The sequence below is a fragment of the Delftia sp. WSY_16 genome (assembly GCF_043104415.1).
Taxonomy (GTDB): domain Bacteria; phylum Pseudomonadota; class Gammaproteobacteria; order Burkholderiales; family Burkholderiaceae_C; genus Comamonas; species Comamonas tsuruhatensis.
This window is the reverse complement of the sequence record NZ_JBICKS010000018.1, coordinates 86442-109478: the sequence shown is the minus strand read 5'-3', so window position 1 is coordinate 109478 and position 23037 is coordinate 86442. Positions and strand designations below refer to the sequence as shown.

Below are 23037 nucleotides of genomic sequence, written 5' to 3'. Positions count from 1 at the left end.
GTGAAGTGGTGCTTCAAGCTGTTGGTGAAAACTGCTGTCTTCCGCAGTGATTGTGAACGGCGTAATCTCAATGCCATCGTGAACAGGCGCCCAGGCGCCGCAAAGGAATGAAGATGAAAGTGGCACTCATTGGCGCAACCGGCTTTGTGGGTTCGGCGGTATTGAAGGAGCTGCTGCAGCGCGGCCACGAGGTCGTGGCCCTGGTGCGCGACCCCGCCAGGCTGGCGGCCCAGCCGCATCTGCACGCCGTGCAGGCCGATGTGCTGGATGCCGCCGCCGTGCAGCGGGCCGTGGCAGGCGCGGACGCCGTGGTCAGCGCCTACAACGCGGGCTGGGGCAATCCCGACATCTATGAGGATTTCATGCGCGGCTCGCGCGCCATCGTGGCGGGCACGAAGGCGGCTGGCGTCAAGCGCTATCTGGTGGTGGGCGGTGCGGGCAGCCTCTACATCGCGCCCGGCAGGCAACTGGTGGACACGCCCGAGTTCCCGGCCGCCATCAAGCCCGGCGCCTCGGCTGCGCGCGATGCCCTCAACGATCTGCAAAAGGAGCAGGGCCTGGACTGGACGATGCTGAGCCCGCCGATTGCCCTGCACCTGGGTGACCATGGCGAGCGCACGGGCCAGTACCGCACGGGCAAGGATGAGCCGTTGATGCAGGCCGACGGCCAGCCCGGCACCATCTCGGCCGCCGATCTGGCCGTGGCCCTGGTGGATGCGCTGGACAAGGGCCTGCACCTGCGCGAGCGCTTTACCGTCGCTTACTGAGCACCGGGGGCTCCCGGCTGGTGCGCAGGCGGCCTCCATGGCATGCTGGTGCCTGTCACGAACAGGCAGGAGCGCCGCCATGATCGACCACACGGGAATCCTCGTATCGGACTTCGACCGCAGCCGGGAGTTTTATGCGCGGGCGCTGGCTCCCCTGGGCTACGAGATCCTGATGGAGCTGTCCGCCGAGCTCACCGGCCACGGCGACACGGCCGGCTTTGGCGAGCCGCCCAAGCCTGATTTCTGGATCACCGGCGGCGAGCCCAACCAGCCGCCCATCCATGTGGCCTTTCGCGTGGACAACCGCAACATGGTCGATGATTTCCACGCGGCCGCCCTGGCCGCAGGCGGGCGCTGCAATGGCGAACCCGGCCTGCGACCGCACTACCACGACGACTATTACGCAGCCTTCGTGCTCGACCCCGACGGCCACAACATCGAGGCCGTCTGCCACCTGCCTCCCGCCTGAGTCTCCCTGGCGGCACTGGGGCCTGCGCGGCAGCTGACATCAGGCGGTCGCATGGCGCAGCACAATATTGCGCTGCAACAAAAAAGGCCCCACGTTCCCCATGCCCCCTTCCGTTTCCGCTGCGGCCGGCTCCGTTTCCGCGTCATCCACACCCACGGCCGCCCAGGCCTGGCTCAGCGTGATCGCGCTGGCGCTGGGCGCCTTCGTCTTCAATACCACCGAGTTCGTGCCCGTGGGCCTGCTCAGCAGCATTGGCGCGAGCTTTGGCATGCCCACCGAGCAGGTCGGGCTGATGCTGACCATCTATGCCTGGATCGTGGCCCTGGCCTCGCTGCCCTTCATGCTGCTCACGCGCAATGTGGAGCGGCGCAAGCTGCTGATGGGCGTGTTCGCGCTGTTCGTGGCCAGCCATGTGCTGTCGGGCGTGGCCTGGAGCTTTGCCTCGCTCATGGTCAGCCGCATCGGCATCGCGCTGTCGCATGCGGTGTTCTGGTCCATCACGGCCTCGCTGGCCGTGCGCGTGGCGCCGCCCGGCAGGAAGGCCGTGGCGCTGAGCCTGCTGGCCACCGGCACCTCCATGGCCATGGTGCTGGGCATTCCGCTGGGCCGGATCGTGGGCGAATGGCTGGGCTGGCGCACGACGTTCCTGGCCGTGGGCGGGGTGGCCGCCATCGTCATGGTGGCCCTGGCCCGGCTGCTGCCGCGCCTGCCCAGCGAGAACGCGGGCAACCTGGCCAGCGTGCCCATGCTGCTGCGCCGTCCGGCGCTGCTGTCCATCTACATCCTGCTGGTGGTCGTGATCACCGGGCAGTTCACGGCCTACAGCTATATCGAGCCCTTCGTGCAGGACATCGCGGGCTTCGAGGGCAAGGTGACCACGGCCGTGCTGCTGCTGTACGGCGGCATGGGCATCGTGGGCAGCGTGATGTTCAGCTGGTGGGGCCTGCGCCATCCGCGCGGCTTTCTGCTGGCCGCCATTGGCGTGCTGTCGGCCAGCCTGCTGATGCTGGTGCCGGCCTCGGGCCATGAGGCCTCGCTCTATGTGATGAGCTCGGTCTGGGGTGTCGCCATGATCTGCTTCGCCCTGGCCATGCAGTCCCAGGTGCTCAAGCTGGCAGCCGACGCCACCGATGTGGGCATGTCCATGTTCTCGGGCATCTTCAACATCGGCATTGGCGGCGGCGCGTTGCTGGGCAGTCAGGTCAGCATGCATGCGGGCATGCAGAACATCGGCTGGATCGGCGGCGGCCTGGTGGCGCTGGGCCTGGCCTGGTGCGTCTGGGCCTTCGTGCGCTGGTCTGCCGGCTTCCAGGCAACGGCGCACTGAAGCGGGTCAGCCGCCGGGTGCCCGCATGGCCTGGGCGTAGCGCTGCGGTGCCAGGCGGGACACCAGTACGCAGACCACGAGCACGGCGGCCATCTGGGCCAGCCAGCCGGCGCCGAATCCGCCCGTGAACTGGTGCAGCCGGGCGATCACATAGGGCGCCAGCGCCGCAATCAGAAAGCCGCCGCCCTGCATCAGTGCGTTGAGCGCACCGGCCTGCGTGGGGTGGGGAAGATGGTCCAGCGCCACCACCATCATCAGCGCGAAGCAGCCACCCAGGCCGATGCCGAGGATGACGATGTTGAGCAGCGGCGCCGCATCAGGCCACCAGGCCAGCGCGGCCAGGCCGATGATCTGGCACAGCAGCGTGAACCCCAGCCATGGCCGCCGGTCGGCTTGGCGCGAAGCCAGCACGGGCAGGCCCAGCGCGGCGCCGGCCTGGGCCACCGACAGCAGGGCCACCAGACCGCCGCTTTGCGCGGGGCTCCAGCCGTGCGTCTGGTAGAAGGGCGCAAGCCAGGCCACCATGGCCGCATAGCCGCCGTTGATGAGGCCGAAGCAGGCCATCAGCATCCAGGTGCGCGGGCGCCGGCGCAGCCAGCCGGTGTCTTGCGTGGCGTTGGCCCCTGCCATGGGCGCCGGAGCCGGCAACGCACGCAGCGCATGCCGCGCCAGCGCCAATGCCAGCAGGGCGGGCGCAGTCCACAGCGCCAGCGCAAGGCGCCAGTCCAGTCCCCATTGCACGGCCAGCGGCGAAACCTGGGCGCCCAGGGCGCCGCCGCCCATGAGCGCGGCCGAGTACAGCCCCATCATCTGGGCCATGCGTGCGGGCGACTGGCGCTTGATCAGGCCCGGCAGCACGCCTTGCACCAGGGCGACGCCAGCGCCGCACAGCGCGGCCGTGGCCAGCAGGGTGGCCGCACTGGAGCCCGCCACGCGCAGCGCACAGCCCAGCGCAATCACCGCCAAGGACCCGACCACGGCGCGGCGCGGACCCAGGCGCCGCAGCGCGGCCGGGGTCAGCCAGGCGCCCACGCCCATCAACGCCATGGGCAGCAGGGTCAGCCAGGACAGCGTGGACAGATCCATGCCGGTGGCGGACTGGATCTGCGGTCCCAGCGGGCCGATGGCCGTGAGAAACGGGCGCAGGTTCAGCGTGACCAGCACGACGGTGGCCAGCCACAGCGCCGTTGGAATGGCGTGTGCCGCGGCAGGGGTCTCGGTGTGCGCAGGCGCAATGGACGACATGGCTTCAGGCCCAGGGGACGTTGCCGTACAGCTGGGCCGCCGTGATGCCCGTGTCCAGCCGCGTCAGGGGCAGCGGTGGCGGCTGCAGCGGCATGCGCAGCCGCTGGTAGGCCCCTTCGCTGGACAGGCCGTAAGGCTGGGCATCCGCGTTGTCGAAGGCGAAGAAGACCTGCTCGGCCCCGGCCATCACCAGCGCCGCCAGGCACATGGGGCAGGGGTGGCCGCTGGCGTAGATGGTGCAGCCGGCCAGGCTGGCGTTGGCCTGGGCGCGCGTGCCCGCGCGCAGCGCCTGCATTTCTGCGTGGGCGCTGGGGTCATGGCTTTGCACGATCTCGTTGACGCCCGTGGACAGGATCTGCCCCTCGCGCGCGAGCAGGGCGCCGAAGGGCCGGCCGCCCCGCAGGCGGTTGTCGTGCGCCAGCTGCACGGCATGGCGCAGCAGGCGGATGTGTTCTTGTTCTTGCATGGGGATGGCTGGGCAATCGGGAGCTGAGGCCGCAGTCTAGGACGGGGGCCATCAATTGGAAAATTAAATGATCAAATGCCAGGCAGTGACAAAGCCACTGAAATTCGCCCAAGCCCCATGCAGCCCTCTTCCATAGACCCCACCCTGCTGCGCAGCTTCTGCGCCGTGGCCGAAACCGGCAGCTTCACGCGCGCGGCGCAGGGCGTGCACCTGACCCAGTCCACGGTCAGCCAGCAGATCCGCAGGCTGGAGGAGCAAATGGGCTGCACGCTGCTGGACCGCAGCGGGCGCCATGTGGAATGCACGCTGGAAGGAGAGCGCCTGCTGGCCTATGCGCAACGCATCCTCGCGCTCATGGACGAGGCCGTGGAGCAGCTGGCAGGCGCCACCGAGGCCGTGCTGCGCATCGGCGTACCAGAGGACTTTGTCGGCAATGCCTTGATGCCCGCCTTGGGCGCGCTGGCGCGCAGCCAGCCGCAGTTGCGCCTGGAGCTGACCAGCGGGCTGTCGCAGGCGATATGGCAGCAGTTCCAGTCCGGCGAGCTGGACCTGGCCATCGTCAAGCAGCGCAGCGGCAGCACGCCCGGCATGGCGCGCTGGCCTGAACCGCTGGCCTGGATAGACAGTGCGCGGCATCCCTGCCACGGGATGGATCCCTTGCCTCTGGTGGTATTTCCGCAGGGCGGCCTGTACCGCAGCGAGATGACGCATGCGCTGGATGCCGCAGGCCGGCGCTGGCGCCTGGCCTATGTGAGCGCCAGCCTGGCCAGCCTGGAAGCCGCTGTGGAGCAGGGCCTGGGCATCAGCCTGCTTCCGCGCCGGCTGGTCCGGCCCGGCCACCGCCTGCTTGACGGCATGGCCGGCTTCGCCCCCGTGCCTGATGTGGAAGTGGCACTGCACGTGCGCGCCCAGTTGTCGGCGCCTGGCCGGCGTCTGGCCGGGCGCCTGTGTGAGGTGTGCGAGGCGTTGCTGGGCGTGTCTTAGTCGAACAGCTCGGCGTGCGTGCCGGCTCGCACGAAAATGATCGATTCGTTGGCGCCCTGGCCATCGAGCCGGTAGATCAGCAGGAAATCGCCCCCCACGTGGCACTCCCTGTGATCGGCCCAGTCGCCGGTGAGGGCATGGTCAAGCCACTGAGGCTCCAGGGGGGCGTCGTTGGCAATCAGCAGCAGCATGGCCTCCTTCAACCGCTTCATGTCATGGCGGCCGGAATGCGACAGCCGGACCCAGTCCTTGGCGAAAGCCTTGGTCCGGTCCGATGCGCGGGGAAGGACTGCGCGCTTACTGCTCGCTGCCTTTTTCGAGGTCATGGAGCAAATCGTCCGCGGTGGCAAAGCGTGCCTTGCGCATGGCGCGTGCCTCCTGCATGGCTGCGCGCGTCTCGGCGTTGGGTGCCCTGAGGTCGAAGGGCAATTGCTGGTCGGCCACCACGCGCATCAGGAAGACACGTACGGCATCCGACACCGTCAAGCCCATGCCGGCCAGGGTTTCGGCGGCCTGTGCCTTGATCTCTTCATCCACGCGCACGTGGATCATGGTGGTGGTTGCCATGGTGTGCTTCTGCAAAAATGGGTGAGATACATTGTATCTCGCAGGGCAGAAGACAGGTAAGCAGGCAGGTTGCTGGGATGTCGCTTGGCGGCTCCCGCCTTCGAGCCCTCCAGTAAAAATCCCCGCCGTGGCGGGGATGGTCAGTGGGTGACGCGCAGGCTCAATCCATCGTCAGGTTCTGCTTTTGCACCACGTCCTTGTAGACCGCCAGTTCGGCCTTGATCTCTTCAAAGAAATGCTCGGGTGTGTCGGCCACGATCAGCGAGCCGGTTTCCTCGATGCGCTTCTTGATGGCGGGGTCCTGCAGCACCTTGCGCGTGGCGGCATTGACCTTGTCCACGATGTCGCGCGGCAGGTTCTTGGGGCCGACGATGCCGTAGTAGGCCATGCGGTTGACGGGGGCCAGGCCCACTTCCTTGAAGGTGGGCACATCGGGCAGCGCTGCCAGACGCTGAGGCGCGGCCACCACGATGGGCACCAGGCGCTTTTCCTTGACGAAGCCCAGGGCCGAGGGCAGGTTGTCGAAGATCAGCGGAACCTGGCCGGCCACGGCGTCGTTCAGCGCGGGGCCGCTGCCACGGTAGGGCACGTGGGTGATGTCGGTGCCCGTGGACAGCTTGAACATCTCCATCATCAGATGGGTGATGCTGCCGTTGCCGGGCGAGGCGTAGGAGTACTTGCCGGGGTTCTTCTTCACCTCGGCCAGGAACTCCTGGTAGTTCTTGCCCGCGAACTTGGGGTGGGCCGCAATGATGTTGGGCGTGGCCGCGATGTTCACGATGGGCGTGAAGTCGGTCAGCACGTTGTAGGGGATCTTGGGATTGATCGCCGGGTTGGTGGCCGTGGTGGACACGGTGGCGATGCCCAGGCTGTAGCCGTCGGGCTGGGCGCGCGCCGTCTCGGCCGCGCCGATGCTGCCGCCGCCTCCGCCCTTGTTCTCGACCACCACGGGCTGGCCCAGGGCGCGGCCCAGCGGCTCGGCCACGATGCGCGCGATCAGGTCGGTGGTGCCGCCGGCCGCGAAGGGCACGAGCAGCTTGATGGGTTTGGCAGGGTAGCCCTGGGCATGGGCTGCGCCCGACAGCGCGAGGGCGCCGAGGATGCCGGCGAGCGCGATGCGAGTGGTGTGAGTCATGGTGTTGTCTCCTTGAATGGATGTTGTGAGCGTTTGTTGTGAGGCACCGACGGGTGGGAAGGCTGGGTTTTTTAAGACATTCGTATGGCGGTGCTTGAGGAAAAAGATTTGGAGGAGGCGGTGTTGCCTGGCGCAGGCGATCAGACCACGCCGCGCGAGCGCAGCGCCTGGATGGCCATGGGCGCCAGGCCCAGCTCGCCCAGCACTTCATCGGTGTGCTGGCCCAGGGAGGGCGGTGCGCTGCGCAGCACGGGCGGGGTGTCGCTCAGCCGCATGGGGCTGGCCACGCCGGCGATGCGCGAGATGCCGTCGCCGGCCTCGCGCGGCAGCTCTACGCGTATGCCGCGTGCGCGCACCTGCGGGTCGTCGAAGGCCTGGGCGATGGTGTTGATGGGGCCGCAGGGCACGGCCTTGTCTTCCAGCAGCGCAATCCATTCGGCCGTGCCGCGTGTCTTCATGAGGGGCACCATCCGCTCCAGCAGCGCCTGGCGATTGCGCACGCGCGCGGTGTTGGTGGCAAAGCGCTCGTCCTGCGCCCAGCCGGCTTCGCCGACGGCGGCGCAAAAGCGCGCGAACTGGCCGTCGTTGCCAATGGCCAGCAGCACGTTGCCGTTGGCCGTGGCGAAGTCCTGGTAGGGCGCCAGGCTGGGGTGGATGTTGCCGGCGCGGCCCGGCGATTCGCCCGTGGCCAGAAAGCCGGCGGCCTGGTTGGCCAGCACGGCCATGCCCACGTCGAGCAGGGCCATGTCGATGTGCTGGCCCCGGCCCGAGGCCTGGCGCGCATGCAGCGCGGCCAGGATGGCATTGCTGGCATACAGGCCCGTGAATACATCGATCACGGCCACGCCCACCTTGAGCGGGCCGCCTCCGGGCGCCTCGTCGGCATGGCCGGTGATGCTCATCAGCCCGCACATGGCCTGCACCATGAGGTCGTAGCCCGCGCGCTCGGCATACGGGCCGGTCTGGCCGAAACCCGTGACCGAGCAATAGATCAGGCGCGGGTTGAGCGCCTTGAGGCTTTCGTAGTCCAGCCCGTACTGCGCCAGGCCACCGACCTTGAAGTTCTCCACCAGCACGTCGGCCCCGGCCGCCATCTGGCGAATCAGCTGCTGCCCATCGGGGGTGGACATGTCGATGGTGACCGAGCGCTTGTTGCGGTTGCAGGCCGTGAAATAACTGGCCTCCTGCGTGGCCTGCCCATCGTCGCGCGGCAGGAACGGAGGCCCCCAGTGGCGCGTGTCATCGCCGGCCACGGGCCGCTCGACCTTGATCACATCGGCGCCCAGGTCGGCCAGTGTCTGCGTGCACCAGGGCCCGGCCAGCACGCGGGAAAGATCAAGCACCTTGATGCCAGCCAATGCGGCCGGCGCGGAGGATGTGGAGGACATGAGAGGGAAGAAATATGAGCGCGCCCGATGCCGCTGGTAGTTCAGCTCAGGGCTTGAGCTTCCATCACCCATAGCGTGTGACATGGGCGTGGAACAGGCCAGGGACGCCGAGCAAGAGCCGCCTCGCGGCGAGGGCGTCGTCCCCCTCCGCGAAGCGAGAAGGGGGAAGGCGCGAAGCGCCTCAGGGGGTCAGTTGGCAAAAGCTGCGATGCCGGTCTGCGCCCGGCCCAGGATCAGCGCATGCACATCGTGCGTGCCTTCGTAGGTGTTGACCACTTCCAGGTTGACCAGGTGGCGGGCCACGCCGAACTCGTCGCTGATGCCGTTGCCACCCATCATGTCGCGCGCCATGCGGGCGATGTCCAGCGACTTGCCGCAGTTGTTGCGCTTGATCAGCGAGGTGATCTCGATCACGTTCTGGTGCTCGTCCTTCATGCGGCCCACGCGCAGCGCGGCCTGCAGGCCCAGGGTGATCTCGGTCTGCATGTCGGCCAGCTTCTTCTGCACCAGCTGGTTGGCAGCCAGGGGGCGGCCGAACTGCTTGCGGTCCAGCGTGTACTGGCGCGCCGTGTGCCAGCAGAACTCGGCTGCGCCCAGGGCGCCCCAGGCAATGCCGAAGCGTGCGCTGTTCAGGCAGGTGAAGGGGCCCTTGAGGCCGCGCACCTCGGGGAAGGCGTTTTCCTCGGGAACGAAGACATCGTCCATCACGATCTCGCCCGTGATGGAGGCGCGCAGGCCCACCTTGCCGTGGATGGCCGGGGCCGACAGGCCCTTCATGCCCTTGTCCAGGATGAAGCCGCGGATCTCGCCCACATGGCCGTCCTCGGTCACTTCCTTGGCCCAGACCACGAACACGTCGGCCACGGGGCTGTTGGTGATCCACATCTTGTTGCCCTTGAGGCGGTAGCCGCCGTCCACCTTGTAGGCGCGGCTGGACATGCTGCCGGGGTCGGAGCCGTGGTCGGGTTCGGTCAGGCCGAAGCAGCCGATGAACTCGCCGCTGGCCAGCTTGGGCAGGTACCTGTTCTTCTGGTCTTCGGTGCCGAATTCATTTATGGGCACCATCACCAGCGAGCTTTGCACGCTGGCCATGGAGCGGTAGCCCGAGTCCACGCGCTCGATCTCGCGCGCCACCAGGCCGTAGCTGACATAGTTCAGGCCCGCGCCGCCGTACTGCGTGGGGATGGTGGGGCCCAGCAGGCCCAGCTCGCCCATCTCGCGGAAGATGCTCACGTCGGACTTTTCGTGGCGGAACATTTCCAGCACGCGGGGTGCCAGCTTCTCCTGGCAGTAGGCATGGGCCGCGTCGCGGATCATGCGCTCGTCTTCACTCAGTTGCTGGTCGAGCTGGAAGGGGTCATCCCATTGGAAGCTGTTGCGGGCCATGGCGTGGTTTCTCCAAAAAACAAAGAGGTCAAGGGCGGGTCGCTGCCATATGCCAAAGCCGGGCAGGCTGTGACCATGGAGCGTTGTTGCGACGCATCTTAGAAGCGGGCCTGCGCGTGGCGCAAACGATGTTTGTTCATCCATGAATGCGTAAAACGCATGTATGAATGGGTTGTTGCGGGTTATTCCCTATGATGTGAGGCTCTGAAGTGCATTGAATTCATGAGATATGCGTAGAGCCCTGCCATCCACCCAAGCCCTTGCCTGCTTCGAGTCGGCCGCCCGCCACATCAGCTACACGCGTGCTGCGCAGGAGCTGTCGCTCACGCAAAGCGCGGTATCGCGCCAGATCATTGCGCTGGAGGAGTTCCTGGGCGTGCAGCTGTTCCGGCGCACGCGCCACGGCGTGCTGCTGACGGAGGCCGGCACGCAGTACGCCCAGCAGGTCTCGCGCTGGCTGCACGGCCTGGAGCGCGACACGCTGGACATCATGGCCCACCAGGGCGAGGGAGGCCCGCTCAACCTGGCGGCCGTGCCCACCTTCGCCACGCGCTGGCTGCTGCCGCGCCTGCCGCAGCTGGCGCGCGAGCATCCCGAGGTCACCGTGCACATCGATGTGCAGACGCGGCCCTTCCTGTTTGCCGATACCGTGTTCGACGCTGCGCTTTATGCAGGCACGCCCGAGCAGGTGGCACGCTGGCCCGGTGTGCAGGCGCAATGGCTGATGGACGAAGAGGTGGTGCCCGTGTGCAGCCCGCAACTGCTGGCCACGGCCCAGGCGCGCGAGCCGGGCCGCGCCTGGCTGCCCGTGGGGGCGGATATCGTGGCCCGGATGCCGCTGCTGCAGCAAAGCACGCGGCCCTACGGCTGGCAGCAGTGGTTCGATGCCATGGGCGTGGCCGCGCCGCGCGCGCTGGATGGCATGCGGCTGGAGCTGTTCTCCATGCTGGCCGTGGCCGCCAGCCAGGGCCTGGGCGTGGCGCTGATGCCGCCCATGCTGATCGAGCAGGAACTGGCGCGCGGCGACCTCATCATTGCCTGCCCCCAGCCGCTGCGCGGCAACCGCGCCTACTACCTGGTCACCCCGGCCCTGGCGCCCGATGCCCAGCCCGCGCCCGCCCTGCGCGTGTTCTCTTCATGGCTGCAGCAGCGCGCCAGGGAGCACCGGCCTGCCTGAAAATTAAGCAGGCCTTGGATTGTTCAAAGATGACAGTCACTTAACTGACTTATCCTTGCTGCTGGCGGCGCTTGTCCACAGGCTTGTGGGGGTGTCTCTGGGGAAAACCCGCAATCGCGCTCAAAACCAGGGCAGCACGGCCAGGCACAGCGGCATGACCACGGCCGTGGCCACGCCGTTCAGGCCCATGGCCAGGGCCGAGAAGGCGCCCATGGTCGGATTCACCTGCAGCGCGCGTGCCGTGCCGATGGCGTGGGCCGTAAGTCCCAGGGCAAAACCCTGCACGGCCGGGTCATCGCTGCGCACCAGGCGGATCAGCAGCGGCGCCATCATCGTGCCCGCAATGCCGGTGATGGCCACGGCCACGGCCGCCAGCGAGGCCGGGCCGCCAAAGCGCTCGGCCATGGGCAGGGCGATGGGAATGGTGGCCGACTTGGGCGCCAGCGCCACCAGCGTCTGCACCGTCGCTCCCAGGCTCCAGCCGATCAGCAGTGCCGACAGCAACGCCACCACGCAGCCCACGGCCAGCGCCACGCTGATGGGCAGCCACAGCGCGCGGATGCGCTCGCGCTGGGCGTACAGCGGAATTGCCAGCGCGACGGTGGCCGGGCCGATCAGCAGTCCCAGCAGCGAGACGCCACTGCGGTAGCTGGCATAGGAGGTGCCCGTGGCCAGCAGCACGCCCACGATGACGACCACAGCCGTGAACACGGGAATCAGGAGCGGATGGTTGCCGCTTCGACGGTACAGCGCCATGGCCGCCAGGTAGACGGCCATGGTCAGCACCAGCCAGGGCAGGTGGGCGGTGGAGGCATTGCCGGACAGCGACTGCCAGGCGCTGTGCCAGTGGGTGGTGAGCGCGCTCATGCCTTGTCTCCCTGGTGGGCAGCCGCTTCCCGGGCGCGCTGGCGCTCCAGGCACCAGCGGAAGGTGAAGGCCGTGGCCAGGAAGGTAATGGCTGCACCCGCCACGCAGGCGATCACGAAGGGCTGCCATTCGCGCGACAGCCGGTCGAACTCCAGCATCACGCCTGCAATGACGGGAATGAACAGCAGCATCATGTTTTGCAGCAGCACGCCGGCGGCCTTCTCCAGCGACTCGGGCAGGCGACCGTGCAGCAGCAGCGCCGCCAGCAGCAGCAGCGTGCCCACGAGCGCTCCCGGAAGCGGCAGCCCCGTGAGCTGGACGATGGCCTCTCCCAGCAACTGGAAGGCGAACAAGGCGGTGATGGCGTACAGCATGAAAACCTGAATCCCTGGAGCAGATGGCAAGAGCGGAGAGCAGAGGGCGGCGGCAAGAGAGCGGGCTGCCCGTTTCCCGGACAGGGCAGTGCCCTGGCACCTGTGGGACGCCGCCGCAAAGCGTGCCATCATCGCCCACATCGCGAAAAAAGGTGCGGACACCGATTGCGCGGCGTCCCGGCCAACGCTATGTTGGGACCCATGCCTTGGGCAGTGCCGGGGCATGAGACTTTGAATAGCGAAGGAGTAGCGATGGCCGAAACCACATATCACGCACCCGTGTACGAGCCGACGGTGGATGAACTCGAAGTGCTCAAGAAGCTGGAAATGGGCGAGCCCGTGTCGCTGGAAAGCGCGGCGCGCGAGCATCTGTCCAAGAGGCTGCGCGAGCGTGGACTGGTCGAAGTGGACAGCAGCCATCAATGGCACATCACGGCGGCGGGCCGTGCCCAGATCCGCCGCTCCGATGCCTGAGGCGCGGCGCGGCAGGTGACCTCAGTTTCAAGGGTTTTCCCTTGGATTCAGGGGCTGCCTGATTTGCAGGCAGCCTAGCTTGCGGCCAGTGAATGCAAGCACTTGGACGCCTCGTTCACTTGCTGTTCACTGAATATCCACAGGGTTGTTCAAGGGTTCTGTGGAGAAAAAAAGCCACCCCAGGGTGGCTTTTTTCATGGGCATCACCAGGCTTTTGCAGCGGGCGCACCGGGCTGGTGCCCGCGCCGGAAATTGGCTGCATGGCGATGGTGCAGATACCGGTTTTCAGAGGGAAGGTGCCGGATTTCGCGCACTGGGCAAGGCTAGGGGGCAGGCCGCGGTGGGGGCGATTCGAGGCGGGCTGGACATGCGCCTGATTGCAGTCCGTTTTCGCCTTGGAGGTGGCTTGATGCCAAAGTTGTACACAGGTTGGGTGGTGTGCGGGTGAAAGCGCGCAGGGGCTATCCCGCCCAAGGCATGAGGACGCAGGATCTGGTCAGGCTGGAGGCCTTGAATTGCAGTGCAGCCGCTGAAAAGGGCTGGTGCAGGAAGGAGGGGTGTGCGGACACTGTGAAGACAGCGGCCGGAAAAGAAATAGCCGAAAAAGCAGCGGACTGCTTTTTCGGCTACGTAATCTCTGGTGCCCGGGGCCGGAATCGAACCGGCACGCCTTGCGGCGGGGGATTTTGAGTCCCCTGCGTCTACCAATTTCACCACCCGGGCTACTTAGCGCAGGGGCGAATTATGGCACAGTGTGAGGCTATGAAAATTTATCCGACCATCGAAGACGCCATCGGCCGCACGCCCCTGGTGGCATTGCAGCGCATCGGTGCGCAGTCTCGCCAGGAACGTGGCAACGTGGTGCTGGGCAAGCTGGAAGGCAACAACCCGGCCGGTTCGGTCAAGGACAGGCCGGCCCTGTCGATGATCCGCCGCGCCGAAGAGCGCGGCGACATCAAGCCCGGCGACACGCTGATCGAGGCCACCTCGGGCAATACCGGCATTGCGCTGGCCATGGCCGCCACGATCAAGGGCTACCGGATGGTGCTGATCATGCCCGAGGACCTGTCCATCGAGCGTGCCCAGACGATGAAGGCCTATGGCGCCGAGCTGATCCTCACGCCCAAGAGCGGCGGCATGGAATACGCGCGCGACCTGGCCGACCAGATGGTGGCCCAGGGCAAGGGCGTGGTGCTCGACCAGTTCGGCAATCCCGACAACCCGCGTATCCACTACGAGACCACCGGCCCCGAGCTGTGGGAGCAGACCGGCGGCGAGATCACCCATTTCGTGAGCGCCATGGGCACCACGGGCACGATCACCGGCGTGGCGAAGTTCCTCAAGGAAAAGAACCCTGCCATCCGCATCGTGGGCGCCCAGCCGGCCGAGGGCTCGCGCATTCCCGGCATCCGCAAGTGGCCCGAGGAATACATGCCCAAGATCTACGACGCCTCGCTGATCGACGAGACCGTGCTCGTGGGCCAGGACGATGCCGAGGACATGGCGCGCCGCCTGGCGCGCGAGGAAGGCATCTTTGCCGGCATCTCGGCTGCCGGCGCCTGCTGGGTGGCCCAGCAGATTGCCGAGCGCGAGAACAACGCCACCATCGTCTTCGTGGTCTGCGACCGCGGCGACCGCTATCTGTCCACGGGCGTCTTCCCCGCCTGACGCAGCGACAGGCCCGCCTTCCGGCGGGCCTTCCTGTTTGCATTGAGCCAGGACAGCAAAAAACCAGGAACAGCCCCATGCACTATGAAACCCGCTATTGCACGCACTGCGCCACCCCCCTGCAGTGGGTGATCCAGGCCGAGGACGGCGGCGATGTATCGCGCCTGCGCTGCCCCGAGTGCGGCTGGACGCACTGGAACAATCCCACGCCCGTGCTGGCCGCCATCGTGGAGCTGGACGGCAAGGTGCTGCTGGCGCGCAATGCGGCCTGGCCCGAGAAGGTCTTCGGGCTGATCACGGGCTTCATGGAGGCCGGCGAGTCGCCCGAGGAGGGCGTGGCGCGCGAGGTGGCGGAGGAAACCGGCCTGAAGGCCGAGTCGCTGGAGCTGATCAGCGTGCATGAGTTCCTGCGCATGAACCAGGTGATCATCGCCTTCCATGTGCGCGCCAGCGGCCAGGTCCGGCTGTCGCCCGAGCTGCTGGAATACCGCCTGCTGGAGCCCGAGAAAGTCCAGGCCTGGCCTTCGGGCACGGGCATGGCGCTGGCCAAGTGGCTGCGCAGCCGGGGGCATGATCCTGTGATCCGTGACTTCTGGAAGCGTGCCGAGCAGGCCCAGGAGGCTGAAGCGAGTCGCGCCGATCAAGACACTGCTGCCGGCCTCAGCCGCGATGCCGCCTAGAATCCCAGGCTCAAGAGGTGCATCCGATGGAAATTCACAAGGAAATCGACACGCGCGGGCTCAACTGCCCGCTGCCCATTCTCAAGGCCAAGAAGGCGCTGGCCGAACTGGACAGCGGCCAGCTGCTCAAGGTGGTGGCCACGGATACCGGATCGCTGCGCGACTTCCAGGCCTTCGCCAAGCAGACCGGCAATGAACTGGTGGAGCAGCAGACCGTGGGCGCGGAGTTCATCCACATCCTGCGCCGGCGCTGAGCGGCTGCACGCGGCTCGCTCCAAAGAAAAAGGCCTGCTTTCGCAGGCCTTTTGCATGGGGCGGGGGCGGCCCAGGGGCCCGGCCTCAGATGCTCAGGCCCTGCAGGTATTCGCGGAAGCTCGCACCCACATCCTCATGCTGCAGCGCCAGCTCCACCGTGGCCTGCAAAAAGCCTTCCTTGCTGCCGCAGTCGTAGCGCTTGCCCTGGTACTGGAAGGCGTAGACGGCTTCATGGGCCATCAGGCGTTCGATGGCGTCGGTCAGCTGGATCTCGCCGCCCACGCCCTTGGGCTGGTTGCGGATCTCCTCGAAGATGGCCGGTGTCAGCACATAGCGGCCGGCCACGCCCATGCGCGAGGGCGCCTTCTCGGGCGCGGGCTTTTCGACGATCTTCTCGATGCGCATCAGCGCGCCGCCGGCCGGCTCGCCGGCCACGATGCCGTAGCGCTTGGTCTGCTCCAGCGGCACTTCCTGCACGGCCAGCAGGGAGCGGCCCTGTTTCTGGAAAGCCGAGGTCATCTGGGCCATCACGCCCGGGCCGCCGGACTCGCCCACCATCAGGTCGTCGGCCAGCAGCACGGCAAAGGGCTCGTTGCCCACCAGCGGCTCGGCGCACAGCACGGCGTGGCCCAGGCCCAGGGAGCGCGGCTGGCGCACGAACAGGCAGTTCATGTCGGCGGGGCTGATGCTGCGCACCAGCTCCAGCATGGCCTGCTTGCCGGCGTTCTCCAGCTCGTTTTCCAGTTCGTAGGCGGTGTCGAAATGGTCCTCGATGGCGCGCTTGCTGCGGCCGGTGACGAAGATCATGTCGCGGATGCCGGCCTCGTAGGCCTCTTCCACGGCGTACTGGATCAGCGGCTTGTCCACCACGGGCAGCATCTCCTTGGGAGAGGCCTTGGTGGCGGGCAGAAAGCGCGTGCCGAGCCCGGCAACGGGAAACACGGCTTTGCGGACACGGGTCTGATTACTCATGAAAATCTTGGGATTCAGGTGATGGAAAAAGCGTGCGGCTTTGCGTCTTCTTCGCTAAGTGTCTCAGCTTTCATTGTGCGACTTGATGCCCTCGGACGATGAAACTGGCGCAGCCCAAGATCAGGGACACCGAGGAAGGGCCTGAGCCGGCCGCGCCGCCCCGCGCCGAGGGTGTCGTCCCCCTCCCGCGAAGCGAGAGAGGGGGAAGCGGCGCAGCCGCTCAGGGGGAGATTCCATGTCAACCCAGGCGGGCGAGTTGTTCCTGGATGCGGATCAGCGTGGCGCCGAAATCGGCCACGCGCTTCTTTTCCTGGTCGATGACGGCCGGGGGTGCCTTGGCCACGAAGGCCTCGTTGCCCAGCTTGGCATTGGCCTTGGTGATCTCGCCTTCCAGGCGTGCGGCCTCCTTGGACAGGCGGGCCTTTTCGGCAGCCACGTCGATCTCCACGAACAGCGCCAGGCGCGCCTCGCCCACCACGCAGACGGGCGCGGCCTGGGCGGCCTCGGCCCAGGCGGCTTCGTCGTCGAACACCTTGACTTCGCTGAGCTTGGCCAGGTTCTGAAGCACGGCGGCGTTGGTGCGCAGGAACTGCGCCTCGTCGGCCGAGCTGGCCACGGCCAGCAGCGGCAGGCGCTGTGCGGGCGACACGCCCATCTCGCCGCGCAGCGTGCGGCAGGCGTCGATCATCTGCTTGATGCGGCCCACGTAGGCGATGGCGGCCTCGTCGATCTTCTCGGGCTGGGCCTCGGGGTAGCGGGCCACGGCCACGGACTCGCCGGGCAGGCCGGCGACCGGAGCGACCTTCTGCCACAGGGCTTCGGTCACGAACGGGATGATGGGGTGGGCCAGGCGCAGGATGGCCTCCAGCGTGCGGATCAGTGTGCGGCGCGTGGCGCGCTGCTGGGCCTCGCTGCCGGTCTGGATCTGCACCTTGGCGATTTCCAGGTACCAGTCGCAGAACTCGTTCCAGACGAAGTCGTACAGCGCGTTGGCCACGTTGTCCAGGCGGAATTCGGCAAAGCCCTTGGCCACTTCGGCCTCGACCTTCTGCAGCTGCGAGGTGATCCAGCGGTCGGGCTGGCTGAACTGCATGTAGCCCGCGAACTCGCCGCCGGCCTGGCATTGCTCCTTGGTGTGGGGCAGCAGGCCGCAGTCATGGCCTTCGCAGTTCATCAGCACGAAGCGGCTGGCGTTCCACAGCTTGTTGCAGAAGTTGCGGTAGCCCTCGCAGCGCTTGCTGTCGAAGTTGATGGAGCGGCCCAGCGAGGCCAGGGCCGCGAAGGTGAAGCGCAGCGCGTCGGCGCCGTAGGCGGGAATGCCCTCGGGGAATTCCTTTTGCGTGTTCTTGCGCACCTGGGGGGCGGTCTCGGGGCGGCGCAGGCCCTGGGTGCGCTTGTCCAGCAGGGTGTCCAGGTCGATGCCGTCGATCAGGTCCACGGGGTCGAGCACGTTGCCCTCGGACTTGCTCATCTTCTTGCCCTGGGCGTCACGCACCAGGCCATGCATGTAGACATGGCGGAAGGGCACGCGGCCCGTGAAGTGCGTGGTCATCATGATCATCCGGGCGACCCAGAAGAAGATGATGTCGTAGCCCGTGACCAGTACCGAGCTGGGCAGGTAGAGGTTGTAGTCATCGTCGGCCGCCTCGGTCTGGTTCGGCCAGCCCATGGTGGAGAACGGCACCAGGGCCGAGGAGTACCAGGTGTCCAGCACGTCCTCGTCGCGCGTGAGCGTCTTGCCGGGGGCCTGGGCCTGGGCTTCTTCCTCGGTGCGGGCCACGTAGACCTTGCCGTCCTCGTCGTACCAGGCCGGAATCTGGTGGCCCCACCACAGCTGGCGCGAGATGCACCAGTCCTGGATGTTGTTCATCCACTGGTTGTAGGTGTTGACCCAGTTCTCGGGCACGAACTGCACCTGGCCGCTGGAGACGGCATCGATGGCCTTCTGTGCGATGGACTTGCCCGTGGCATCGCCTTCGCCCACCTTGTTCATGGCCACGAACCACTGGTCGGTCAGCATGGGCTCGATCACCTGGCCCGTGCGCGTGCAGATGGGCACCATGAGCTTGTGCTTCTTGGTCTCGACCAGCAGGCCGGCCGCGTCCAGGTCGGCCACGATGGCCTTGCGCGCCACGAAGCGGTCCATGCCGCGGTACTTCTCGGGCGCCTCGTCGTTGATGGTGGCCGTCAGCGTCAGCACGCAGATCATCGGCAGGCCGTGGCGCTGGCCCACGGCGTAGTCGTTGTTGTCATGCGCAGGCGTGACCTTGACCACGCCCGTGCCGAACTCGCGGTCCACGTAGTCGTCGGCAATGATGGGGATCTCGCGGCCCACCAGGGGCAGGATCACGGTCTTGCCGATCAGCGCCTGGTAGCGCTCGTCCTCGGGGTGCACCATCAGGGCTGCGTCGCCGAGCATGGTTTCCGGGCGCGTGGTGGCCACCACGAGCTGGCCCGAGCCGTCGGCCAGCGGGTAGGCGATGTGCCACAGCGAGCCGTCCTTTTCCTCGTTCTCGACCTCGAGGTCGGAGACGGCGGACATCAGCTTGGGGTCCCAGTTCACCAGGCGCTTGCCACGGTAGATCAGGCCCTGCTGGTACAGGCGCACGAAGGTCTCGTTGACGATGGAAGACAGCTTGTCGTCCATGGTGAAGTACTCGCGGCTCCAGTCCACGCTGTCGCCCATGCGGCGCATCTGGCCGGTGATGGTGTTGCCGCTCTGGTTCTTCCACTCCCAGACCTTGCTCACGAAGTTCTTGCGCGCCTCGGGAGGCGTCGAGCCCATGTCGTGGCGGCTGGCAATGCCCTGCTCCTGCAGCTGGCGCTCCACCACGATCTGCGTGGCGATGCCCGCGTGGTCGGTGCCGGGCACCCAGACCGTGTTGTGGCCCTTCATGCGGTGGTAGCGCGTGAGGCTGTCCATGATGGTCTGGTTGAACGCATGGCCCATGTGCAGCGTGCCCGTCACATTGGGCGGCGGCAGCTGGATGGAGAACGAGGGCTGGGATGCATCTGCCTGGCCCGTGCCGCGCACGCCGGCTGCGCCGTAGCCGCGCTTTTCCCATTCGGGGCCCCATTGGGCCTCGATGGCTGCGGGTTCAAACGATTTGGACAGGCTGTCGAGGCCTGGCTGGGCAATGGTGTCGCTCATGGCTTGCTTGCGGGGAATTGTGCGAATGGCGTTTGGCAAATGAAAACGGCATCCGTTGAAGGGATGCCGTCTGCATATGCGAAATGGATGACGGTTTGACGGGGATTCTACCGACCCCGTCCGCCTGCCTGTTCGCCGGGTCTTATTCAGGCCGCTGCGTCGGGGACGAACTCGGGCCGGTCGTTGCTCTGGGGCTTGAGCGGCTGGGCGGCCTTGCCTTCGGCGCGTTCCTTGCGCCATTGCTCCTTGCGTGCCGTCCACTCGTTCAGGCGGGCGTGGGCGGTGGTGCTTTCGCGCGCCATCTGCACTTCGTCGGCCAGCTGGGCCGACAGCTCCAGGCGGATGCCGTTGGGATCGAAGAAATAGATGCTCTTGAAGATGTGGTGGTCGGTCACGCCCAGCACCTCGATGCCATGCGCCACCAGGCGGGCCTTGGTGTTCTCCAGTTCCTCGACGGTGTCCACGCGGAAGGCGATGTGGTTGATCCACAGCGGCGTGTTGGGCGAGGGCAGGGCCTTTTCGTCGTCGCCGATGTCGAAGAAGGCGATGAACGACCCATCCTTCAGGCGGAAGAAGAAGTGCGTGTAGGGGCAGTACTCGCCCGTGCTGGGCACGTAGTCGCTCTGGATGATGTGGTAGAGCGGCAGGCCCAGGATGTCCTCGTAGAAGTGGCGGGTCTCCTCGGCATCGCGGGCCTTGTAGGCGTAGTGGTGCAGCTGCTGCACGGCGGCGGGCGGTGGCAGTGTGGACAGGTCGGGACGGGCGCTTGTGTTCATCGAATGTCTCCTTGGTGGATGTCTTGATTCTACTATTCGTAATCAATTTACCTAAATGAAATGTTGCGATGGATGCAGGGATATGCGCGCTGCGGTGTCCGGGCCACCTGCGGTGCCGAGTTACCGCCAGCACTTGACCTTCAAGTCACTTCACGCTTTCTCATCGAGGTCCGATCCCCCCGCTTGCCATGGTCGCCATGGATGCGGCGGCCCTCTGTTCACAACCGTTTTCAAGTCAAGGAACCTCATGAGCGACAGCCATCAGCACGGCGACGTGCGCGCCCTGCCGGAATCCCGTCTCTGGTTTGCCTTCGGATTGACCGGCACCTTCATGGTGGTGGAGATCATCGGCGGCATGGTCACGGGCAGCCTGGCCCTGATCTCCGACGCCATGCACATGCTGACCGACGCGATGGCGCTGCTGCTGGCCCTGGTGGCCATACGCGCCGGCCGCAAGGCAGCCGACCTGCTGCGCACCTACGGCTATGCGCGCTTCGAGATCCTGGCCGCCGCCGTCAATGCGCTGGTGCTGCTGGGAGTGGCCTTCTACATCCTGTATGAGGCCTACCGCCGCCTGTCGGCACCCGCGGAAATCCAGTCCCTGGGCATGATGGCGGTGGCGGCCGCGGGCCTGGTGATCAATCTGATCTCCATGCGCCTGCTGTCGGGCGGCAAGGACGAGAGCCTGAACGTGAAGGGCGCGTACCTGGAGGTATGGGCTGACATGCTGGGCTCGATCGGCGTGCTCGCCGGTGCCGCGCTGATCTGGCTGACGGGCTGGCGGTGGATCGACTCGGCGGTGGCCGTGGGCATCGGCTTCATGGTGTTCCCGCGGACCTGGACCCTGCTGCGCGAGTGCATCAATATCCTGCTGGAAGGCGTGCCCTCCGGGATGAACCTGCAGGCAGTGCGCGAGACGATTGCGGGCACGGCGGGCGTGGCAGCGATCCACGATGTCCACCTGTGGGCGGTCACGCAGAGCAAGCCCATGCTGACCGGCCATGTGGTGCTGCTGCCCGGCGCGGACGGCGAGCAGGTGCGTCGCGATATCGAAGACAGGCTGCAGGCCGGCTTCGACCTGCACCATACGACGCTGCAGATGGAGCGCGAGGACCGCTCCCCGGCAGAGCACATCCACTAGGATGCCAGTCTTCATGGACCACACCCGGAGTGCACCGATGCTTGAGCTTCGACCCAACTGCGAATGCTGCGACAAGGACCTGCCGCCAGAGTCTGCCGAGGCCCGCATCTGCACCTTCGAGTGCACGTTCTGTGCCGGCTGTGCGGATCATGTGCTGCACGGCGCCTGCCCCAACTGCGGTGGCGAGCTGGTGGCCAGGCCGCGCCGGCCGGCGGACAAGCTGGAGCGGTATCCGGCCTCGACGAAGCGGGTGCTCAAGGCCGGTGGCTGCGCTGTACGGGCCTGATCAGAGCACAGGCCTGGCTCTGCGGCCACGGAACGCAGCCTCCACCACCAGCACGGCTGCAAAACCCATCACATAGGCCAGCACATCCCACCAGTCGGCCGTGCTGCCCAGCACGATTCGCAAGGCGCGGTTGGGAATGTGCAACTGGAAGGTCGATGCCAGGAACTGGCCCAGCTCCACCAGCAGGCCCACGCACAGTGCGGCCGATGCCAGCGTCAGCACGCGCGCGGCGATCACGGTCTTGAACACGGCATAGACCCAGGCCACGGCCAACACGTCGCCGAAGAAGCTGCGCACCCAGCCCCAGCGTGCGCCGACGGTGGCCAGCAGCACGAGCAGGACAAACAGGGCCACCGCCCACACCAGGGAAACAGGATCAAAACGCCATCGCATGGCCGCCATCATCGGGCCAAAAGCGGGTCCGGTCAGCGAGCCGGGTGCGCAGTGCCTTGCGCAGCGGTGGCCAGCGGGTGCGCTATCCCGCCATCGCCGTAGCTGCCCACCACCTGGGCGATCACCACCTGGTAGCCCTTGAGCCAGCGCGCCTGCTGCCGCTTGGCCTCGATATGCGCAGGGTGGCGCATCAGCTCTTGCAGCGCCTCCCAGGTCTGCCAGTAGTAGACGTTGGAGACCAGGCCTGTGGCGGGGTTCTCCCAGGCCTCTTCGCCCAGGTAGCCGGGGATGGCGCGGGCGATCTCGGCGATCCGGCCGTCAAGGGCATGGAACTGCGCGTCGTATGCGCCCGGCGCGAAGGTGAAGGTGGAGGTGTACATCGGTGGGTGGCAACCTGTGTGAGGGTGGCTGGCGCTAGATGCGCGGCGCCGCATCCATGGCGCTGGCCAGCGGCTCCTGTCCGCGCTCGCGCAGCGCGCCGATGGCGCCGTCCAGGTCGAGGGCCTGCCGGTTCTGGCTGAGCTTGGCCTTGCCCTCCAGGCGGGTGATGCGGATCTGCAGGCCGACGATGGCCTGCAGCATGCCGTCGATGAATTCACGCGGCGAGTCGGACATCTTCCAGGGCTGGGCCTGCGATGCCTCATGGACCCGGGTGAGCCGGCCGACCAGGCCGCGCACGAATCTCTCGTCGTCATGGATGCTGATTTGCCCGTGCACATGCACGGCCTCGTAGTTCCAGGTGGGCACCAGGCGGTGCGTCTCGTGCTTGCTTGGATACCAGCTGGGCGAGATATAGCCTTCGGCACCACGGAAGACGACTAGCACCTCGGCGCCGTCGCGGCACTGCTGCCAGATGGGATTGGCGCGGGCCACATGGGCGCTCAGCGTGCCCATCTCCCCTGGGTCCGCATCCAGCAGGAACGGCAGGTGGTTGGCGTCCAGCACGCCGTTGGCCTGGGTAACGAGCGTACCCAGGGGGTAGCTGCGGATCAGGCCGTGCAGGCTGTCGGAATCGGTGAGGGAGAAATGGGCGGGCGTGTACATGGAGCTTGGTGCAACGGTGGACCGGCATCGGGGGAAACAGGACTA

At 66.7% G+C, this 23037-nt stretch carries 26 protein-coding genes and 1 tRNA gene; 11 read left to right on the top strand and 16 right to left on the bottom strand.

Features of this window, described 5'->3' with window-relative positions:
• Nucleotides 1-113: 113 nt before the first annotated feature.
• The 3 genes from ACF8O7_RS08745 to ACF8O7_RS08735 all read left to right on the top strand — a co-directional run bounded on the left by ACF8O7_RS08745 (nucleotide 114) and on the right by ACF8O7_RS08735 (nucleotide 2563).
• Entirely contained in the window at nucleotides 114-767 is a 654-nt protein-coding gene (locus ACF8O7_RS08745; protein ID WP_016448966.1) for an NAD(P)-dependent oxidoreductase, read from the top strand.
• A 79-nt stretch (nucleotides 768-846) separates the two neighbouring features.
• Nucleotides 847-1236, top strand: a complete 390-nt coding sequence (locus ACF8O7_RS08740; protein WP_016448965.1) for a VOC family protein — start codon at nucleotides 847-849, stop codon at nucleotides 1234-1236.
• 100 nt (nucleotides 1237-1336) lie between these two features.
• Nucleotides 1337-2563 carry a sugar transporter gene (locus ACF8O7_RS08735; protein WP_016452582.1) on the top strand — a complete coding sequence of 409 codons (1227 nt, stop codon included), beginning with the start codon at nucleotides 1337-1339 and terminating at the stop codon, nucleotides 2561-2563.
• A gap of 6 nt (nucleotides 2564-2569) precedes the next feature.
• On the opposite strand, the gene ACF8O7_RS08730 is transcribed toward ACF8O7_RS08735, so the two are convergent.
• Nucleotides 2570-3808 (bottom strand): cyanate transporter, encoded by a 1239-nt coding sequence (locus tag ACF8O7_RS08730; protein WP_126312439.1) that lies wholly within the window; start codon nucleotides 3806-3808, stop codon nucleotides 2570-2572.
• 4 nt (nucleotides 3809-3812) lie between these two features.
• The gene (locus ACF8O7_RS08725; RefSeq protein ID WP_016448962.1) at nucleotides 3813-4274 is read right to left on the bottom strand and encodes a nucleoside deaminase; all 462 of its coding nucleotides are present in this window, start codon (nucleotides 4272-4274) and stop codon (nucleotides 3813-3815) included.
• Nucleotides 4275-4391: 117 nt separating this feature from the next.
• Here ACF8O7_RS08725 and ACF8O7_RS08720 point away from each other — a divergent pair, with 117 nt between their 5' ends.
• A complete protein-coding gene (locus ACF8O7_RS08720; RefSeq protein ID WP_126312440.1) occupies nucleotides 4392-5258 on the top strand; it encodes a LysR family transcriptional regulator in 867 nt (288 codons plus the stop codon).
• Here the strand turns inward: ACF8O7_RS08720 and ACF8O7_RS08715 are convergent.
• The 5 genes from ACF8O7_RS08715 to ACF8O7_RS08695 all read right to left on the bottom strand — a co-directional run bounded on the left by ACF8O7_RS08715 (nucleotide 5255) and on the right by ACF8O7_RS08695 (nucleotide 9734).
• On the bottom strand, nucleotides 5255-5584 hold the full coding sequence (locus tag ACF8O7_RS08715; RefSeq protein WP_026062230.1) for a type II toxin-antitoxin system YafQ family toxin: 330 nt from the start codon (nucleotides 5582-5584) through the stop codon (nucleotides 5255-5257). The two genes, ACF8O7_RS08720 and ACF8O7_RS08715, sit on opposite strands and share 4 nt — an antisense overlap.
• On the bottom strand, nucleotides 5556-5825 hold the full coding sequence (locus ACF8O7_RS08710; protein ID WP_061288290.1) for a type II toxin-antitoxin system RelB/DinJ family antitoxin: 270 nt from the start codon (nucleotides 5823-5825) through the stop codon (nucleotides 5556-5558). Before ACF8O7_RS08710 ends, ACF8O7_RS08715 begins: the two co-directional genes overlap by 29 nt.
• A 160-nt stretch (nucleotides 5826-5985) precedes the next feature.
• The gene (locus tag ACF8O7_RS08705) at nucleotides 5986-6960 is read right to left on the bottom strand and encodes a tripartite tricarboxylate transporter substrate binding protein BugE (RefSeq protein WP_017405624.1); all 975 of its coding nucleotides are present in this window, start codon (nucleotides 6958-6960) and stop codon (nucleotides 5986-5988) included.
• A gap of 140 nt (nucleotides 6961-7100) precedes the next feature.
• Nucleotides 7101-8348: a CaiB/BaiF CoA-transferase family protein gene (locus tag ACF8O7_RS08700; RefSeq protein WP_209800893.1), complete on the bottom strand. Its 1248-nt coding sequence runs from the start codon at nucleotides 8346-8348 to the stop codon at nucleotides 7101-7103.
• 189 nt (nucleotides 8349-8537) lie between these two features.
• Entirely contained in the window at nucleotides 8538-9734 is a 1197-nt protein-coding gene (locus ACF8O7_RS08695; RefSeq protein WP_209800895.1) for an acyl-CoA dehydrogenase, read from the bottom strand.
• Nucleotides 9735-9963: 229 nt separating this feature from the next.
• Between ACF8O7_RS08695 and ACF8O7_RS08690 the strand changes: the two genes are divergently transcribed.
• Nucleotides 9964-10911 carry a LysR substrate-binding domain-containing protein gene (locus tag ACF8O7_RS08690; RefSeq protein ID WP_012204131.1) on the top strand — a complete coding sequence of 316 codons (948 nt, stop codon included), beginning with the start codon at nucleotides 9964-9966 and terminating at the stop codon, nucleotides 10909-10911.
• A gap of 120 nt (nucleotides 10912-11031) precedes the next feature.
• Here the strand turns inward: ACF8O7_RS08690 and ACF8O7_RS08685 are convergent, their stop codons facing one another.
• Nucleotides 11032-11778, bottom strand: a complete 747-nt coding sequence (locus tag ACF8O7_RS08685; RefSeq protein ID WP_047217793.1) for an LrgB family protein — start codon at nucleotides 11776-11778, stop codon at nucleotides 11032-11034.
• The gene (locus tag ACF8O7_RS08680) at nucleotides 11775-12152 is read right to left on the bottom strand and encodes a CidA/LrgA family protein (RefSeq protein WP_392443131.1); all 378 of its coding nucleotides are present in this window, start codon (nucleotides 12150-12152) and stop codon (nucleotides 11775-11777) included. The genes ACF8O7_RS08685 and ACF8O7_RS08680 overlap by 4 nt, the downstream gene beginning before the upstream one ends.
• Nucleotides 12153-12404: 252 nt before the next feature.
• Between ACF8O7_RS08680 and ACF8O7_RS08675 the strand changes: the two genes are divergently transcribed.
• Nucleotides 12405-12626 (top strand): hypothetical protein, encoded by a 222-nt coding sequence (locus ACF8O7_RS08675; RefSeq protein ID WP_016452574.1) that lies wholly within the window; start codon nucleotides 12405-12407, stop codon nucleotides 12624-12626.
• Nucleotides 12627-13264: 638 nt separating this feature from the next.
• Here the strand turns inward: ACF8O7_RS08675 and ACF8O7_RS08670 are convergent.
• A tRNA-Leu gene (locus ACF8O7_RS08670) sits at nucleotides 13265-13349 on the bottom strand.
• A 39-nt stretch (nucleotides 13350-13388) separates the two neighbouring features.
• Here ACF8O7_RS08670 and cysM point away from each other — a divergent pair.
• From cysM to ACF8O7_RS08655, 3 genes are all read left to right on the top strand, one after another.
• Nucleotides 13389-14294, top strand: coding sequence for a cysteine synthase CysM (gene cysM, locus ACF8O7_RS08665; protein WP_017407070.1), 906 nt, complete (start codon nucleotides 13389-13391; stop codon nucleotides 14292-14294).
• 77 nt (nucleotides 14295-14371) lie between these two features.
• Nucleotides 14372-14974: an NUDIX domain-containing protein gene (locus ACF8O7_RS08660; RefSeq protein ID WP_016452506.1), complete on the top strand. Its 603-nt coding sequence runs from the start codon at nucleotides 14372-14374 to the stop codon at nucleotides 14972-14974.
• A gap of 26 nt (nucleotides 14975-15000) precedes the next feature.
• Nucleotides 15001-15228, top strand: coding sequence for a sulfurtransferase TusA family protein (locus tag ACF8O7_RS08655; protein WP_012204137.1), 228 nt, complete (start codon nucleotides 15001-15003; stop codon nucleotides 15226-15228).
• Between the two features lie 85 nt (nucleotides 15229-15313).
• Here ACF8O7_RS08655 and galU read toward each other — a convergent pair whose 3' ends face one another.
• From galU to ACF8O7_RS08640, 3 genes are all read right to left on the bottom strand, one after another.
• The gene (gene galU / locus ACF8O7_RS08650; protein WP_252653067.1) at nucleotides 15314-16201 is read right to left on the bottom strand and encodes a UTP--glucose-1-phosphate uridylyltransferase GalU; all 888 of its coding nucleotides are present in this window, start codon (nucleotides 16199-16201) and stop codon (nucleotides 15314-15316) included.
• Between the two features lie 238 nt (nucleotides 16202-16439).
• Nucleotides 16440-19352 (bottom strand): valine--tRNA ligase, encoded by a 2913-nt coding sequence (locus ACF8O7_RS08645; protein WP_016448952.1) that lies wholly within the window; start codon nucleotides 19350-19352, stop codon nucleotides 16440-16442.
• Nucleotides 19353-19498: 146 nt separating this feature from the next.
• Nucleotides 19499-20128 (bottom strand): VOC family protein, encoded by a 630-nt coding sequence (locus ACF8O7_RS08640; protein ID WP_012204140.1) that lies wholly within the window; start codon nucleotides 20126-20128, stop codon nucleotides 19499-19501.
• A 247-nt stretch (nucleotides 20129-20375) separates the two neighbouring features.
• Here ACF8O7_RS08640 and ACF8O7_RS08635 point away from each other — a divergent pair, with 247 nt between their 5' ends.
• Both ACF8O7_RS08635 and ACF8O7_RS08630 read left to right on the top strand, forming a co-directional pair.
• A complete protein-coding gene (locus ACF8O7_RS08635; protein WP_043790489.1) occupies nucleotides 20376-21269 on the top strand; it encodes a cation diffusion facilitator family transporter in 894 nt (297 codons plus the stop codon).
• Nucleotides 21270-21306: 37 nt separating this feature from the next.
• Entirely contained in the window at nucleotides 21307-21555 is a 249-nt protein-coding gene (locus ACF8O7_RS08630) for a DUF1272 domain-containing protein (RefSeq protein ID WP_012204142.1), read from the top strand.
• Here the strand turns inward: ACF8O7_RS08630 and ACF8O7_RS08625 are convergent, their stop codons facing one another.
• From ACF8O7_RS08625 to ACF8O7_RS08615, 3 genes are read right to left on the bottom strand one after another with little or no spacing between them, the layout of a single operon-like run.
• Nucleotides 21556-21960, bottom strand: coding sequence for a DUF2809 domain-containing protein (locus ACF8O7_RS08625; RefSeq protein WP_016448949.1), 405 nt, complete (start codon nucleotides 21958-21960; stop codon nucleotides 21556-21558). It lies immediately after the preceding gene.
• Between the two features lie 20 nt (nucleotides 21961-21980).
• A complete protein-coding gene (locus ACF8O7_RS08620) occupies nucleotides 21981-22328 on the bottom strand; it encodes an antibiotic biosynthesis monooxygenase (RefSeq protein WP_017407075.1) in 348 nt (115 codons plus the stop codon).
• Between the two features lie 34 nt (nucleotides 22329-22362).
• A complete protein-coding gene (locus ACF8O7_RS08615) occupies nucleotides 22363-22992 on the bottom strand; it encodes an FMN-binding negative transcriptional regulator (protein WP_126311792.1) in 630 nt (209 codons plus the stop codon).
• Nucleotides 22993-23037 lie beyond the last annotated feature (45 nt).

Coding starts and splice junctions, on each gene's coding strand:
- ACF8O7_RS08745 (WP_016448966.1), top strand. CDS start 114: ATGAAAGTGGCACTCATTGGCGCAACCGGCTTTGTGGGTTCGGCGGTA.
- ACF8O7_RS08740 (WP_016448965.1), top strand. CDS start 847: ATGATCGACCACACGGGAATCCTCGTATCGGACTTCGACCGCAGCCGG.
- ACF8O7_RS08735 (WP_016452582.1), top strand. CDS start 1,337: ATGCCCCCTTCCGTTTCCGCTGCGGCCGGCTCCGTTTCCGCGTCATCC.
- ACF8O7_RS08730 (WP_126312439.1), bottom strand. CDS start 3,808: ATGTCGTCCATTGCGCCTGCGCACACCGAGACCCCTGCCGCGGCACAC.
- ACF8O7_RS08725 (WP_016448962.1), bottom strand. CDS start 4,274: ATGCAAGAACAAGAACACATCCGCCTGCTGCGCCATGCCGTGCAGCTG.
- ACF8O7_RS08720 (WP_126312440.1), top strand. CDS start 4,392: ATGCAGCCCTCTTCCATAGACCCCACCCTGCTGCGCAGCTTCTGCGCC.
- ACF8O7_RS08715 (WP_026062230.1), bottom strand. CDS start 5,584: ATGACCTCGAAAAAGGCAGCGAGCAGTAAGCGCGCAGTCCTTCCCCGC.
- ACF8O7_RS08710 (WP_061288290.1), bottom strand. CDS start 5,825: ATGGCAACCACCACCATGATCCACGTGCGCGTGGATGAAGAGATCAAG.
- ACF8O7_RS08705 (WP_017405624.1), bottom strand. CDS start 6,960: ATGACTCACACCACTCGCATCGCGCTCGCCGGCATCCTCGGCGCCCTC.
- ACF8O7_RS08700 (WP_209800893.1), bottom strand. CDS start 8,348: ATGTCCTCCACATCCTCCGCGCCGGCCGCATTGGCTGGCATCAAGGTG.
- ACF8O7_RS08695 (WP_209800895.1), bottom strand. CDS start 9,734: ATGGCCCGCAACAGCTTCCAATGGGATGACCCCTTCCAGCTCGACCAG.
- ACF8O7_RS08690 (WP_012204131.1), top strand. CDS start 9,964: ATGCGTAGAGCCCTGCCATCCACCCAAGCCCTTGCCTGCTTCGAGTCG.
- ACF8O7_RS08685 (WP_047217793.1), bottom strand. CDS start 11,778: ATGAGCGCGCTCACCACCCACTGGCACAGCGCCTGGCAGTCGCTGTCC.
- ACF8O7_RS08680 (WP_392443131.1), bottom strand. CDS start 12,152: ATGCTGTACGCCATCACCGCCTTGTTCGCCTTCCAGTTGCTGGGAGAG.
- ACF8O7_RS08675 (WP_016452574.1), top strand. CDS start 12,405: ATGGCCGAAACCACATATCACGCACCCGTGTACGAGCCGACGGTGGAT.
- cysM (WP_017407070.1), top strand. CDS start 13,389: ATGAAAATTTATCCGACCATCGAAGACGCCATCGGCCGCACGCCCCTG.
- ACF8O7_RS08660 (WP_016452506.1), top strand. CDS start 14,372: ATGCACTATGAAACCCGCTATTGCACGCACTGCGCCACCCCCCTGCAG.
- ACF8O7_RS08655 (WP_012204137.1), top strand. CDS start 15,001: ATGGAAATTCACAAGGAAATCGACACGCGCGGGCTCAACTGCCCGCTG.
- galU (WP_252653067.1), bottom strand. CDS start 16,201: ATGAGTAATCAGACCCGTGTCCGCAAAGCCGTGTTTCCCGTTGCCGGG.
- ACF8O7_RS08645 (WP_016448952.1), bottom strand. CDS start 19,352: ATGAGCGACACCATTGCCCAGCCAGGCCTCGACAGCCTGTCCAAATCG.
- ACF8O7_RS08640 (WP_012204140.1), bottom strand. CDS start 20,128: ATGAACACAAGCGCCCGTCCCGACCTGTCCACACTGCCACCGCCCGCC.
- ACF8O7_RS08635 (WP_043790489.1), top strand. CDS start 20,376: ATGAGCGACAGCCATCAGCACGGCGACGTGCGCGCCCTGCCGGAATCC.
- ACF8O7_RS08630 (WP_012204142.1), top strand. CDS start 21,307: ATGCTTGAGCTTCGACCCAACTGCGAATGCTGCGACAAGGACCTGCCG.
- ACF8O7_RS08625 (WP_016448949.1), bottom strand. CDS start 21,960: ATGATGGCGGCCATGCGATGGCGTTTTGATCCTGTTTCCCTGGTGTGG.
- ACF8O7_RS08620 (WP_017407075.1), bottom strand. CDS start 22,328: ATGTACACCTCCACCTTCACCTTCGCGCCGGGCGCATACGACGCGCAG.
- ACF8O7_RS08615 (WP_126311792.1), bottom strand. CDS start 22,992: ATGTACACGCCCGCCCATTTCTCCCTCACCGATTCCGACAGCCTGCAC.